Consider the following 13390-nt stretch of genomic DNA (forward strand, 5'->3'; position numbering starts at 1 on the left):
TGCGGCCTGCGCCGGTACGGCCGGCACACCGGGCGTCCGGCCGGCCGTCGGGCCCACCGCCTAGGCTGGTGCGGTGCCTGACTTCATCCTCCGCCGGGCGGCCCGGGTGCTTCTCGTCGACGAAGCGGGACGGGTGCTGCTGTTCAACGGGTTCGATCCGGCCCGGCCCGACCACCGCTACTGGTTCACCCCCGGCGGCGGGCTGGAACCGGCCGAATCCGCGGCGGCCGGCGCGGCGCGGGAGCTGGCCGAGGAGACCGGACTGCTGCTGCCCCCGCCGAACTCGGCGACCCGGTGTGGCACGAGGAGATCGAGTTTCCGTTCGACGGCCAGTGGTACCGCCAGGAACAGGACTTCTTCCTGGCCCGGGTTCCGTCCTGGCAGATCGACACGAGCGGGTTCGACGAGGTGGAACGGCACACCATCGAGTCCCACCGGTGGTGGTCGGCCGACGAACTGGAGTCGACCGCCGAGCGGTTCTATCCCAACGAGCTGCCGGTCCTGCTGCGCCAGCTGACCGCCGTACCGCGGGAACCGGCATGCTGACCCCGCCGCGCGCCGTCGTTCGCCGGGAGAGCGGCATCTACGCCCTGGAGCGCGCGCTGCAACGCCGAGGGTTCCCGAACGTGGCCGGGGCGGACGAGGCCGGGCGCGGCGCCTGCGCGGGCCCGCTGGTCGCCGCCGCCGCCGTGCTGCCCGAGGGCCGGCGCGGCGAGATCGACGGGTTGACCGACTCGAAACTGCTCACCCCGGCCAGCCGGGAACGGATCTACGCCGAGATCGTCCGGCGGGCCCTGGCGTACGCCGTGGTGGTGATCCCGGCCGACGAGGTCGACGCCCTGGGGCTGCACGTCTGCAACCTGGCCGCGATGCGGCGCGCCCTCGCCGCCCTGTCGACCCGGCCGGACTACGTGCTCACCGACGGGTTCGGTGTCGACGGGCTCGGCGTACCCGGGCTGGCGGTCTGGAAGGGCGATCAGGTGGCGGCGTGCGTGGCCGCGGCCAGCGTGCTCGCCAAGGTGACCCGGGACCGGATCATGGTCGACCTCGACGCCCGCTTCCCGGGCTACGGATTCGCCGACCACAAGGGCTACGTCACCGCCGACCACAACGCGGCGTTGGTCCGGCAGGGGCCCTGTGCCGAGCACCGGTTCTCGTACGTCAACGTCGCCACCGCGTCGGGACGTGCCGGCAGTCCACCGCGGGCCCGACGCCCGGAGGGGTTGGGCCGGCCGAGTGACGGTGTGGCCGGTTCCGCCGGTGCTCCGGCGGACCGCGATGGAGGCGAGCCGATGGAGCGGTCCGGCCTCGCAGGGAGTACCGTCGGCGTGGCGTTCGGGAGCACCCTCGGCTGCCGGCGCCGGTGGGGGAAGATGTGGCAATGGAAGGCGGAGTGCGATGAGCGCGGAAGATCTCGAGAAGTACGAAACCGAGATGGAGCTCCAGCTCTACCGGGAGTACCGCGACATCGTCCGTCAGTTCTCCTACGTGGTCGAGACCGAGCGTCGCTTCTATCTCGCCAACCAGGTGGATCTGCACGTGCGCAACTCGGAGGGTGAGGTCTACTTCGAGGTCGAGATGCACGACGCCTGGGTGTGGGACATGTACCGTCCTGCGCGGTTCGTCAAGAATGTCCGAGTAATGACTTTCAAGGATGTCAATGTGGAAGAGTTGGAGAAGCCTGATATCTCCCTTCCCGCAGACTCCGGATTCGGTAGCTGACTGCACGTAACTCTGGCATCACTCTTCGGCTACCGCAACGTCTGTCCCATCCTGCGGCGGTCCACAGTGTACGGACTGGTCCGGGTGGGTCCACCGTGTACCCGCCGTCCGTGGCTCCCACCCCACGGGGTCGGTGACGGCGCCCGGGCATAGCAGATCGATCCGCCGTACGGTGGTTGTCCACAGTCCGCCGGCCGTCCACAGGACGGTGACGGCGTCGTTGCGCCGCCCCCCAGCGGCGACCAGGCTGCTCGACCATGACCCGGTACGTCTTCCGGCCGCCCGTGCGGCGGCGCCGCCCGCCCCTGCCGGCCCTGCCTCGGCGGGTGCTGTGCCGGCCGGTTTCGCGTTGGCCGGTCCTGTGCCGGCGGGTTTCGTGGCGGCCGGGTCGGCGTGCGTCGGTCGGGGGCGGACCCGTCCCGCGCCGGCCGGCCGCGTGGCGGGTGCTCGTGGTCGTCGGGCTCATGATCGTCGTCGGACCCACGATGCCGGCGCGGCCCGGCACCGCCCACCCGGCCGACGGCCCGCAGCCCGGCGGGCAGCGGCTCGCGGGTCCGTTCCGCTGGCCACTCGACGGCACCCCGCGACCCGTACGACGCTTCGACCCGCCACCCCGCCCGTGGCTGCCCGGCCACCGGGGCGTCGACCTGGCCGCCACGACCGGTACCCACGTACGCGCCGCGGGCACCGGCACGGTGTTCTTCGCCGGCCGGATCGCCGGCCGGGGCGTGGTCAGCATCGTGCACGGCAACGGCCTACGTACGACGTACGAGCCGGTGCTGTCGTCCGTCGTGGCCGGCGGGACCGTGCGGGCCGGTGACCCGATCGGCACCCTTGAGGCGGGACATGCGGGCTGTCCTGTCGAGGCGTGTCTGCACTGGGGCCTGCGCCGCGGTGACGACTACCTCGACCCGCTGGCCCTGCTCGGCCTCGGCCGGGTCCGGCTGCTGCCCCTGCACGCGGCCCGGCCGGGTCCAGGTCGGCAGGTTGCCGCCGGCAGGTGGTCGGGTGGCAGGGGTGCCGCCCGGCAGGTCGTCGGGCGGTAGGTCGTCGAAGGGTCGGTCGTCGAGCGGTCGGTCGTCGAGCGGTCGGTCAGCGGCCGGTCGGTCAGCGGCCGGCGAGGAAGGCGGGCAGTTGCCGGGCCAGCCGGTCGAACTCCTCGGCGCGGTTGTAGACCTGGGCGCTCAGCCGCAGCAGTCCCTGCCCCCGCCAGGCGTTGATCGCCACCTCGACGGCCAACTCGTCGGCGATCCGCTGCCGCAGGGCGTGGGCCTCCCGCTGGTCGGTGACCAGTCCGACCGGCAACGGCACGAGCCGCATGCCGACGGACGCGCCGCCGGGGTGGGGCAGTTCGTCGGGCGGGACCCCCAGGGCGGCACCGACCACCCGCTGCCCGTACGCCGCCAGTGCCGCGTTGTGCGCGCGTACCGCCTCGACGCCGAGGGTGCGCAGGGTGAACAGGCCGGTCGGCGCGGCCAGCCACGGCGAATAGTCCAGGGTGCCCTGGAACTCGACCGACCGGGGGAAACCGGTGGGCTGTTCCCACGACACGACCAGCGGTTCGATCCGGTCCCGCCACTTTTGGGCCACCACCAGCACGGCGGTCCCGCGCGGCGCGTACGCCCACTTGTGGAAGTTGCCGACCCAGAAGTCCGCCCCGATCGCGTCCACCGCGACCGGCAGTTGGCCCGGCACGTGGGCGCCGTCGACGAGCACCGCGATGTCGTGCGCCCGGGCGGTGGCCGTGATCGCCGCGACCGGCAACAGGCGGGCGGTCGGCGAGGTGATGTGGTCGACGACGAGCAGCCGGGTCCGGCCGGGCCGCAGCGCGGCGCGTACGGCGGCGACGATCTCCTGGTCACCGGCCCCGAGCGGCACCGGCACGGTCCGGGCCACCGCCCCGGTCCGCCGGCACTCCCGCTCGACGGCGAGCGACACCGCCCCGTATCCGTGGTCGGTGTGCAGGATCTCGTCGCCGGGGCTCAGTCTCATCGATCCGAGCACCGTCGCGACGCCGGTGGTGGCGTTGCCGACCAGCGCCGTGCCGTCCGGGTCCGCACCGAGGAAGGCGGCCAGGTGCCGCCGGGTGTGGGCGACCCGCTCGACCAGGCCGGGCTGGAAGAATCGCATCGGGTTGACGTCGGCCTCGTCCCGGATCCGCTGCTGGGCGCGCTGCACGCCGATCGGCACCGCACCGAACGAACCGTGGTTGAGGTATGCGACCGCCGGATCGAGTGAGAACAGCAGCCGAGCGCCCGGAACCGGTTCGGGCGGTCGCGTTCCGTCAGCGGTCACGGCGCGATCGTAGCCCTCGACGATCAAGACCCTCCAGATCGGCCGGATGACCCGGCCGTACGGCCGCTGGCCCTGGCCGGCCGGCCCCCGGTGCGCGAACGGGTGGTGCGGTCAGGCGCGCGGGTGGGCCTGCCGGTAGGCGGCACGCAGTCGTTCCACCGACACGTGCGTGTAGATCTGGGTGCTCGACAGCGACGAGTGCCCCAGCAGTTCCTGCACCGCCCGCAGGTCGGCGCCGCCCTCCAGCAGGTGGGTCGCCGCCGAGTGGCGCAACCCGTGCGGACTGGTGTGCGGCAGGCCGGCGGCCCGGGCGTAGCCGCTGACCACCCGGCGGGCGATCGTCGGCTGCAACCGCCCGCCCCGGGCACCGAGCAGCAGCGCGTCGCCGCTGTCGGCCGTCCCCAGATCCGGCCGGCCGAGCCGGAGCCAGTCGTCGACCGCCTCCTCGGCCGGCAGGCCGTACGGGACCGCGCGTTCCTTGTCGCCCTTGCCGACGACCCGTACGACCCGCCGGCCCCGGTCGACGTCGGCGACGTCGAGCCCGCACAGTTCGCCGACCCGGATGCCGGTCGCGTAGAGCAGTTCCAGCAGGGCCCGGTCGCGCAGCAGGACCGGTGCGGCCTCGTCACCGGGAGCCTGCACCAGGGCGGCGGCCTGGTCGGCGCGTAGGACGGTCGGCAGTTCACGCCGGCCCTTGGGGCTGGCCAGCTGGGCGCCGACGTCCGTGGCGAGCAGCCCGCCCCGGTGTGCCCAGGCGCTGAACGTACGCGCGGCGGCCGCCCGCCGCGCCAGCGAGCTGCGGGCCGCGCCCAGCGTGCGCAGCTTCGCCAGCCAGCTGCGCAGCACCGCGATGTCGAGTTCGCCGGGTGTCGTGCAGCCCATCGCGCCCGCGTGGTCGAGCAGTGACACCACGTCGGCGACGTACGCGCGGACGGTGTGCGCGGACCGGTTGTCCACCCGGGACAGATGGCGGGCGAAGTCGTCGACCGCGTCCCGCATCGCGGACGGCAGCTCTTCGTGGGTGGCCTGCGTGCTTCGGCTCATCACCGTGACGGTGGCCGCTGCCCGCCCACCACGTCAAGCGGCCACGCCCCGGTCGACGGCCGCAGCCTGGTCGGGCCCTACCGCGGTCGGCGGCCGCGGCCTGGTCGGGCCCCACCGGTCGGCGGTCACGCCGGTCGGTCGCCGGACGGGGCCGAGCCGCGGGGTTTCGGCGCCAGGGCGTAACCGTCGTCGCGGCGTACGACGAAACCGAGCTGTTCGAGCCGGGCGGCCTTGCGCATCGCGGTCCGTACGTCGACACCGGCCCGGGCGGCCAGCGAGTCGAGCCCGATCGACCCGCGCCGGGGCAACGCCTCCAGCAGTTGCGCGGCCTGGTCGTCGAGCAGGTCGCGGGGCTGTTCGGGGGTGCGGGCCACCGGCGCCAGGTCGGCACCGATCCGGCCGACCTCCTCCAACACGTGCGGCACCCCGGTGACGAGGCGGGCGTCGGGATGCTCCCGGAGCAGTTCGTGGCAACCGACCGACATCGCCGAGGTGACCGGGCCGGGCACCACCATCGCCCGGCGGCCGATGCCCAGCGCCCGGCGCATCGTCTGGGTGGCGCCGCTGCGGGCCGCCGCCTCGACCAGCACGGTGCCGGCGGTGACGGCCGCGATGACCCGGTTGCGGATCAGGAAGCGGTGCCGCAGCGGCTCCTGCCCGGGCAGCCATTCACTCACCAGCAGCCCGGTGTCGGCGATCCGGTCGAACAGAGCCGTGTTGCCCACCGGGTAGGGCCGGTCGAGCCCGCAGGCCAGCACCGCCACCGTGGGACCGTCCGCGTTCAGGGCGGCCCGGTGCGCCGCGGCGTCGATGCCGAACGCGCCGCCGGACACCACCGCCCAGCCCCGTTCGGCGAGGCCGAAGCCCAGCTCGCCGGCGACGTGCAGGCCGTACGCACTGGCCGCCCGGGCACCCACCACGGCGACCGCGCGGTCGAGCGTGCCGGCGAGGTCGAGACGGCCCCGCACCCACAGGCACAGCGGCGGGGCGGTCTCCCGGTCGACCCTGCGTTCGGTGTCGAGGGCCAGCCGGGTGAGGTCGCCGACGTGCCCCGGCCACTCGTCGTCCCCGGGCACCACGATCCGGGCGCCCAGCCGACCGGCCCGCTCGGCGGCGGCGTCGGCGACCGCGTACGGGTCACCGCTGCCGAGCCGGGCCGCGACGGCCGTACGCAGACCGGGATCCGGTACGTCGCCATCGACCATCCGCTCCAGCGCGCGTACCGGGCCGTCGGTGGCGACCATCCGGTAGGCCGCCCAGTTGCCCGGCTCGGCGAGCCAGTTCACCGCGACCCGGGCCAGCCGGATCCGGTCCATGCCACCCATCCGTGCACTCCTCTCGAAGACGGCCGGCGCGCCGCCGGCCGTGGTCGGTACCGGTGCCGGTCACGCCGCCCAGCCCGAGCGCAACTGGCTCGCCTCGGCCACGTCCCCGGCGCCGGGGCGGTCCCGCCCGTCGAGGTCGGCGATCGTCCAGGCCATCCGGAGCACGCGGTCGTAGCCCCGGGCGGACAGTGCGCCGGTGTCCAGCGACCGGCGCAACTGCTCGGTGTCGCGGGCCGGCAGCCGCCAACGGGCCCGCCGCAGATGCGGGCCGGGCACGTCGGCGTTGACCCGCCAGCCCGTGTCGGCCCACCGCTGCGCGGCCGCGGCCCGGGCGGCCCGGACCCGTCCCGCGACCACCGCCGACGGCTCGGCCGGCGTCGCCGCGGCGATCAGCTCGGCGGCCCGGAGCGGCACGAGCGGCACCTGTACGTCGATGCGGTCCAGCAGCGGCCCGGACAGCCGCCCGAGATAGCGGCGCCGGGCCAGCGGCGTGCACTCGCACGACAGGTCGCCGGACGGCTTGGCGCACGGGCACGGATTCGAGGCCAGGACGAGCTGGAACCGGGCCGGATATTCGGTCGCGCCCCGGCTGCGGGTGATCAGCACCCGGCCGCTCTCCAGTGGTTGCCGGAGCGCCTCCAGGGCGCGGACGTTGAACTCGGCGGCCTCGTCGAGGAACAGGACGCCACGGTGGGCGAGTGACACCGCGCCCGGTCGGGCGAGGCCGGAGCCGCCGCCGACCAGCGACGGCACCGTCGCGGTGTGGTGCGGGGCCTGGATCGGCGGCCGGCGCAGCAGCCGCCCGCCCGGCGGGAGCAGGCCGGCGATCGAGTGCAGGGCGCTGACCTCCAGTGCCGCTTCGTCGTCGAGCGGCGGCAGGATCGACGGCAGGCGTTCGGCCAGCATGGTCTTGCCGGCCCCGGGCGGGCCGAGGAACGCCACGTGGTGCCCACCGGCCGCCGCGATCTCCAGCCCGCGCCGGCCGAGCCCCTGCCCGGCCACCTCGGCGAGGTCGGGGCCGGCCGGCGGCGGCAGCGGATCCGGTTCCGGCGGGTCGAGCAGCCTGCCGCCGTCCCGGACGAACGCCACCAGCCGGTGCAACGAGTCGACGCCCCTGACCCGTACACCGGGCACCACGGCCGCCTCGGCGGCGTTCGCCAGCGGCACGACGACCCGGGTTATCCCGGCGCGTACGGCGGCGACGACCATCGGCAGCACCCCGCGTACCGGGCGTACGGCCCCGTCGAGGCCGAGTTCGCCGAGGATGACCACCCCGTCGAGCGGGGCCAGCGGCAGCTCGCCGGAACCACCGAGCAGCGCGCAGGCGATCGCGACGTCGAATCCCGAACCGTGCTTCGGCAGGGTGGCCGGCAACAGGTTGACGGTGATCCGTCGGTTCGGCCAGCTCTGGCCGGAGTTGACGATCGCCGCCCGGACCCGGTCGCGTGCCTCGTTGAGCGCGGTGTCGGGAAGGCCGGACAGCGCGACCGCCGGCAGGCCGACGGCCAGGTCGGCCTCGACCTCGACGAGGTGGCCGGTGACCCCGACCAGGCCGACCGAGAGCACCCGGGCGTAGCTCATCGCGTCCGCCCGGTCGAAGCGCCGTCGCCCGGGCACGGCAGGCGGGTGGACACGGACGGATCCCGGCGACGGCCGGACATCAGAACGCCGCCCGGACGTGTTCCACCCGGGCCGGCCCGCGCCCGGTGGTGTGCACCGCCACCACGTCGAAGCGGACCTCGCGCGGATGCGCGTCGGTGCCGGCGAGCCAGGCTGCGGCCAGCCGGCGCAGGCGGCGCGCCTTCGCGGGCACCACCGCCGCGGCCGGCGGCCCGTATGCGGTGCTCCGTCTGGTCTTGACCTCGCAGAACACCAGGGTCTCGCCGTCCCAGGCGATGATGTCGACCTCGCCGTGGACGCACCGCCAGTTGCGGGCCACCACCCGCAGCCCCGCCGCGACCAGGTGCTGCACCGCACGGCGTTCGCCGTACGCGCCGACCGCCTGTCTCACCAACGTCATGGCACCGAGGTTGGCCGTCCGGCGCCGTTTTGGACGGCTCGGACCGCCCGGCTGTGGACGGTGGGCACCCCTGTGGACAACCGGACGATCAAGTGGCCGCCGTGCTATGGGGCGTACTGCCTGGGCTTTACTTCAGCCGCCGCCCGCGCGGGTCCGGTCCGGGCCAGGACCTCGACGGACATCCGGCCGGCGCGCCAGGTGACCAGGGTCGGCAGGCCAGGGCCGCGGTGAACCCGGCGTCCACCGGGCGGGTGCCGCCCAGGGCGGCGGGTACGCCCCGAGCGGGTGGCCGGCGGCCCTGCGGCCGTAGCAGGTACTGCACGGGGGCGAGGCGGAGCGGTCGACGCTGTCCCGGGCGCGCGGCGAACGGCGGGTCGGTGAGGTCCGGGTGGTCGGCCGGGAAAGTCGCGGGTTGCGCCTGTCGGGGCGAACAGCCGTCGAATTCGCGCCGCGCGTGGTACCGGAACGTTTCGGCCAGGTCGCGATGCTCGTCACCCATGTGCGGATCGTCCTCGGCCGCAGGGCACCGCCGCGACGGCGGCCACTTCGGGGAAGCCCCGCTGGTCCGAGGTGGTGCGCGGGCCGCGGCTGGCGAGGATTGCCGGGGTCGAATACGGTGCGGGACCGTGGACGGTCAACGTAACTACCCCGATGAGCAGGAACCCCGCTGGTACGCCGGTGAGCGCGGCTACGCCGAGTCCGGCTGGCGTGGCCGGACGGACGAGCGCTACCCCGAGGACGGATACCGGGTGCCGGAGCAGCGCTCCGCCGAGGTCGACGAGAACCGGTACGCCGCGCTCGCCGAGCCGGGCGCCCGTTACGTCGAGCCGGACCGCTACTCCGACGGTGACCGTTACACCGACAGTGACCGCTACGCCGACAACGACCGGTACGGGGACAGCGACCGTTACGCCGACGGCGACCGGTATGCCGGTGGTGACCGGTTCGGTGCCGAGCGGCACCGGGAGCCCGAGTCCCGCCATGCCGACGAGAGCCGCAGCCCGCTCGACACCGACGTGCGCGACGACCAGGGACGAACGAGCTACGGCGCGGGCGACCCGACCCGTGGCGGCGCCCTGGGCTCGATCCGGCTGCCGCTGGAGCCCCCGTCGCGGGGGAGCGGCGGCGGGGCGGACCTGCTGGACAGCGGGCGGGCCGACTCGCTCGACACCCGGCGCGGTGGGCCCGAGCGCACCGGACTGGTCGAGATCGGGCGACGGCCGGTCGATTCCGGGCGGCCGGTGTCGCCGGCAGCGCCCCCCGGCGGTGAGCTCGGCCGGCCCCCGGAAGCCGCCCATTCCGTGATCGACGTACCGCTCCCGACGGTCGAGCCGGCACCGGTCGCCGAACCGCCACGGGCCAAGGAAACCCACCACCACACCACGGAGGCGTTGCGGGCACCGTCGGACGCCCACCGCGTCGCGGACCCGCCGCCCCGGACGGTCGACGCGACGCGGGACGGGGACGTACACCGCCCGCTGGAACTGCCGACCGGGCCGATGCCGGCCGTCACGATGCACCAGAACGAGCCGCCGCCCGGCGACGGCCCCCGGTTCCCGCACGACCCGTTCGACCGGGCCGCGCCACGCCGCCCCGGTGGCGGCAGCGCACCGGTCGGCGACGGCGTGTACCGCACCCGCCGGCCGGGCCTGGCGGTCGCGTACGCCCTGCTTGTCCTGATCTTCGAGGTTCCCGCCCTGGTGCTGCTCGGCAGCGCGCTGCTCGCCGACCCGGTGTCCTTCGGCGGCGTGGTAGCGGGCATCATGCTGGTGCTCGGCCTGCCGGTCTTCGGCGCCGGCCTCTACGCACTGGCGACCGGTGCGGCGGGGATTGCCGAGCCCGGTCGGGCCTGGCTGCGCCCGCCGACCGCCTACCTGACGGTGGGGCTGGTGCTCTTCGTCGCGGCGGCGCTCGCGGCCGGCTGACCCCGACGCCCGGTCGGGTCCGACCGCGGGCTGCCGGCCGGGCCCGACCGCCGGCGGGTACGGGTCGGGGCCGGACCGGCCGGGTCAGGGGCGTACACTTATCGACTGGCGACCGCCATGCGGTCGACCTCGCGCGCCCTCCTCACGGTCATCCGTGGGGCGACGGCCCCCTGGTCCCGAATCCGTTCGGGTCCGCCATGGCCGGCGAACAGGTGCCAGGATGCCCGGCCGGCCGGCCGGGCGTGACAACCAGGGACCACAGAAGGAGCACCACACCATGGCCGTAGTGACCATGCGTCAGCTGCTGGAGAGCGGCGTCCACTTCGGGCACCAGACCCGGCGGTGGAACCCGAAGATGAAGCGCTTCATCTTCACGGAGCGTAACGGCATCTACATCATCGACCTGCGCCAGACCCTCGACTACATCGAGAAGGCGTACGAGTTCGTTCGCGGCACGGTCGCCGAGGGGGGCAGCATCCTCTTCGTCGGCACGAAGAAGCAGGCGCAGGAGGCCATCGCCGAGCAGGCGACCCGGGTGGGCCAGCCCTACGTCAACCACCGCTGGCTCGGCGGCATGCTGACCAACTTCCAGACGGTTCACAAGCGGCTCCAGCGGATGAAGGAGCTGGAGGCGATCGGCGACCTCAGCGGCACCGCGCAGGGCTACACCAAGAAGGAGACCCTGCAGCTCTCCCGCGAGAAGATCAAGCTGACCCGCACCCTGGGTGGTCTGCGTGACATGCAGAAGGTGCCGGCCGCGGTCTGGGTCGTGGACACCAAGAAGGAGCACATCGCCGTTGACGAGGCCCGCAAGCTGGGCATCCCGGTGATCGCCGTGCTCGACACGAACTGCGACCCCGACGAGGTCGACTTCCCGATTCCGGGCAACGACGACGCGATCCGTTCCGCCGAGCTGCTCACCAGGGTCATCGCCGCCGCGGTCGCCGACGGCCTGATCGCCCGTTCCGGCCGGCAGCGCGGCACCGACGAGAAGCCCGAGCCGGGTGTGGTCGGCGCCGACGAGCCGCTGCCCGAGTGGGAGCGCGAGCTGCTGGAGACGACGGAGAAGAAGGCCGACGAAGAGCAGAAGGCCGCCGAGCCCGCGACGGCTGCCGCCGAGTGACCTCGCCGTCGGGCCGGGCCGGCCGCGACACCGCGGCCGGCCCGCTCGACCGGGTACGAGGGCACGGTGCGCCCCGGATTGGGTAATCCCCGACTGACCACCCACCCACAGCCTCAAACATCGAAGAGAGAGTCATGTCCAACTTCACCGCCGCGGACGTCAAGAAGCTCCGCGACCTCACCGGCGCCGGCATGATGGACTGCAAGAAGGCGCTCACGGAGACCGAGGGCGACTTCGACAAGGCTGTCGAGATCCTGCGGATCAAGGGCGCCAAGGATGTCGACAAGCGCGCGGGTCGCACCGCCGCGAACGGCCTCGTGGCCCACTCGGGCAAGGCGTTGCTCGAGCTGAACTGCGAGACCGACTTCGTCGCCAAGAACGCCGACTTCATCGCGCTGGCGCAGCAGTTGGTCGAGCACGGTGAGCAGGCCGGCGTCGCCGACGCCGGGGCGCTGCTGGCCTCCACGCTGTCGGACGGCCGTACCGTCGCCGACACCGTGCTGGAGCAGTCCGCCAAGATCGGCGAAAAGCTGGTGCTGAACCGCTTCGCCAAGGTCGACGGCACGGTCGCCGTCTACCTGCACCGCAAGGCGCAGGACCTGCCGCCGCAGGTCGGCGTGATCGTCGAATACGCCGGCAAGTCCGACGAGGCGGCCGACGCCGACGCCCGTGGCGTGGCGATGCAGATCGCCGCGATGCGGCCGAAGTTCCTCACCCGCGACGAGGTGCCGGCGGAGACGGTCGAGTCGGAGCGGCGCATCGCCGAGCAGAGCGCCCGCGAGGAGGGCAAGCCGGAGGCTGCCATCTCCAAGATCATCGAGGGGCGCGTCAACGCCTTCTTCAAGGACAACGTCCTGTTGGAGCAGGCGTCGGTCACCGACAACAAGAAGTCGGTCAAGCAGGTGATCACCGAGGCCGGCATCGACGTGACGCGCTTCGTCCGGTTCGAGGTCGGCCAGGCCTGAGCCCGACCTCACCGGTCTTTCCGCCCGGTGACGGGCGGGAGGGTCGCGTGGGATAGACAATCCGAGGAGGCCGCTGGTGTACGTGAAAGGCACCGCGGCCTCCTCGTCCCATAAGGTGGGCGGCGGCACCTCCCGGTGTCGCCGCGTGGCGGGCTTGCCCCGCGCATGAGAGGCGGGTCGGATGACGCAGACCGTGAATGAGCAGACCGCTGTGCAGGACGATCCCACCGCACCACCCCCCGGCCGGGCCCGACGGGTCGTCCTGAAGCTGTCCGGCGAGGTCTTCGGCGGAGGGCGGGTCGGCGTCGACCCCGACGTCGTGCAGGCCGTCGCCCGGCAGATCGCCACCGTCGTCCGGCGTGGGGTGCAGGTCTCCGTGGTGATCGGCGGGGGCAACTTCTTCCGCGGCGCGGAGTTGCAGAAGCGCGGCATGGACCGCGCCCGGGCCGACTACATGGGCATGCTCGGCACCGTCATGAACTGCCTCGCCCTGCAGGACTTCCTCGAGAAGGAAGGCATCGAGACCCGGGTGCAGACGGCGATCACCATGGCTCAGGTCGCCGAACCCTACATCCCGTTGCGGGCGATCCGGCACCTTGAGAAGGGCCGTGTGGTCATTTTCGGTGCCGGGGCCGGAATGCCCTATTTCTCGACCGACACCGTCGCCGCCCAGCGGGCACTGGAGATCCGTGCCGACGTGGTGCTGATGAGCAAGAACGGTGTGGATGCCGTCTACACCGCCGACCCGCGTACCGATCCCGGCGCGCGCCGGCTCGAGACCGTCACGTTCGCCGAGGCGCTGAGTCGCGGCCTGCGGGTCGCGGACGCCGCGGCGTTCAGCCTGTGCATGGAAAACGGCCTGCCGATGCTGGTGTTCGGCGCCGAGGGGCGGACACCATCATCCGGGCGGTCGGTGGCGAGCGGATCGGGACCCTGATCACGGCCTAGGCCGTCCGACGACCTACGAGCAA

The 13390-nt window shown here is 73.6% G+C and carries 12 protein-coding genes and 3 pseudogenes; 9 read left to right on the forward strand and 6 right to left on the reverse strand.

Translation table 11 applies throughout. From position 1 onward, the window contains the following. Positions 1-133: 133 nt before the first annotated feature. The 5 genes and pseudogenes from Prubr_RS37980 to Prubr_RS19510 all read left to right on the forward strand — a co-directional run. Positions 134-283: pseudogene (locus tag Prubr_RS37980) on the forward strand (NUDIX domain-containing protein); the annotation flags it as partial. Between the two features lie 11 nt (positions 284-294). After that, positions 295-546 (forward strand): NUDIX hydrolase, encoded by a 252-nt coding sequence (locus Prubr_RS37985; RefSeq protein WP_343221717.1) that lies wholly within the window; start codon positions 295-297, stop codon positions 544-546. Next, a pseudogene (locus Prubr_RS19500) lies at positions 540-1402 on the forward strand (ribonuclease HII). The gene Prubr_RS37985 and the pseudogene Prubr_RS19500 overlap by 7 nt, the downstream one beginning before the upstream one ends. After that, on the forward strand, positions 1399-1722 hold the full coding sequence (locus tag Prubr_RS19505) for a DUF2469 domain-containing protein (RefSeq protein WP_212816376.1): 324 nt from the start codon (positions 1399-1401) through the stop codon (positions 1720-1722). Before Prubr_RS19500 ends, Prubr_RS19505 begins: the two are co-directional and overlap by 4 nt. Before the next feature lie 464 nt (positions 1723-2186). Continuing rightward, positions 2187-2768, forward strand: a complete 582-nt coding sequence (locus Prubr_RS19510; RefSeq protein WP_212828259.1) for a murein hydrolase activator EnvC family protein — start codon at positions 2187-2189, stop codon at positions 2766-2768. A gap of 61 nt (positions 2769-2829) precedes the next feature. On the opposite strand, the gene Prubr_RS19515 is transcribed toward Prubr_RS19510, so the two are convergent. From Prubr_RS19515 to Prubr_RS19540, 6 genes are all read right to left on the reverse strand, one after another. After that, positions 2830-4017, reverse strand: coding sequence for an aminotransferase class V-fold PLP-dependent enzyme (locus tag Prubr_RS19515; RefSeq protein ID WP_246567366.1), 1188 nt, complete (start codon positions 4015-4017; stop codon positions 2830-2832). 111 nt (positions 4018-4128) lie between these two features. Next, positions 4129-5061 carry a tyrosine recombinase XerC gene (locus tag Prubr_RS19520; protein ID WP_212816377.1) on the reverse strand — a complete coding sequence of 311 codons (933 nt, stop codon included), beginning with the start codon at positions 5059-5061 and terminating at the stop codon, positions 4129-4131. Positions 5062-5186: 125 nt separating this feature from the next. After that, a complete protein-coding gene (gene dprA / locus Prubr_RS19525; RefSeq protein ID WP_212816378.1) occupies positions 5187-6386 on the reverse strand; it encodes a DNA-processing protein DprA in 1200 nt (399 codons plus the stop codon). 60 nt (positions 6387-6446) lie between these two features. Continuing rightward, the gene (locus Prubr_RS19530; protein WP_212828263.1) at positions 6447-7967 is read right to left on the reverse strand and encodes a YifB family Mg chelatase-like AAA ATPase; all 1521 of its coding nucleotides are present in this window, start codon (positions 7965-7967) and stop codon (positions 6447-6449) included. Between the two features lie 79 nt (positions 7968-8046). Beyond that, the gene (locus Prubr_RS19535) at positions 8047-8406 is read right to left on the reverse strand and encodes a YraN family protein (RefSeq protein ID WP_212816379.1); all 360 of its coding nucleotides are present in this window, start codon (positions 8404-8406) and stop codon (positions 8047-8049) included. Between the two features lie 127 nt (positions 8407-8533). Next, positions 8534-8905: a hypothetical protein gene (locus Prubr_RS19540; RefSeq protein ID WP_212816380.1), complete on the reverse strand. Its 372-nt coding sequence runs from the start codon at positions 8903-8905 to the stop codon at positions 8534-8536. Between the two features lie 127 nt (positions 8906-9032). Between Prubr_RS19540 and Prubr_RS19545 the strand changes: the two genes are divergently transcribed. From Prubr_RS19545 to pyrH, 4 genes and pseudogenes are all read left to right on the forward strand, one after another. Continuing rightward, on the forward strand, positions 9033-10331 hold the full coding sequence (locus Prubr_RS19545) for a splicing factor U2AF large subunit (protein WP_212816381.1): 1299 nt from the start codon (positions 9033-9035) through the stop codon (positions 10329-10331). A gap of 277 nt (positions 10332-10608) precedes the next feature. Continuing rightward, complete coding sequence (gene rpsB, locus Prubr_RS19550; RefSeq protein WP_212816382.1) at positions 10609-11454, forward strand: 30S ribosomal protein S2; 846 nt, start codon at positions 10609-10611, stop codon at positions 11452-11454. Positions 11455-11588: 134 nt separating this feature from the next. Beyond that, entirely contained in the window at positions 11589-12419 is an 831-nt protein-coding gene (gene tsf / locus Prubr_RS19555; RefSeq protein WP_212816383.1) for a translation elongation factor Ts, read from the forward strand. A 181-nt stretch (positions 12420-12600) separates the two neighbouring features. After that, a pseudogene (gene pyrH / locus Prubr_RS19560) lies at positions 12601-13367 on the forward strand (UMP kinase). The last annotated feature ends 23 nt before the right edge of the window (positions 13368-13390 follow it).

This window comes from Polymorphospora rubra (assembly GCF_018324255.1).
In the GTDB taxonomy this organism is placed as follows: domain Bacteria; phylum Actinomycetota; class Actinomycetes; order Mycobacteriales; family Micromonosporaceae; genus Polymorphospora; species Polymorphospora rubra.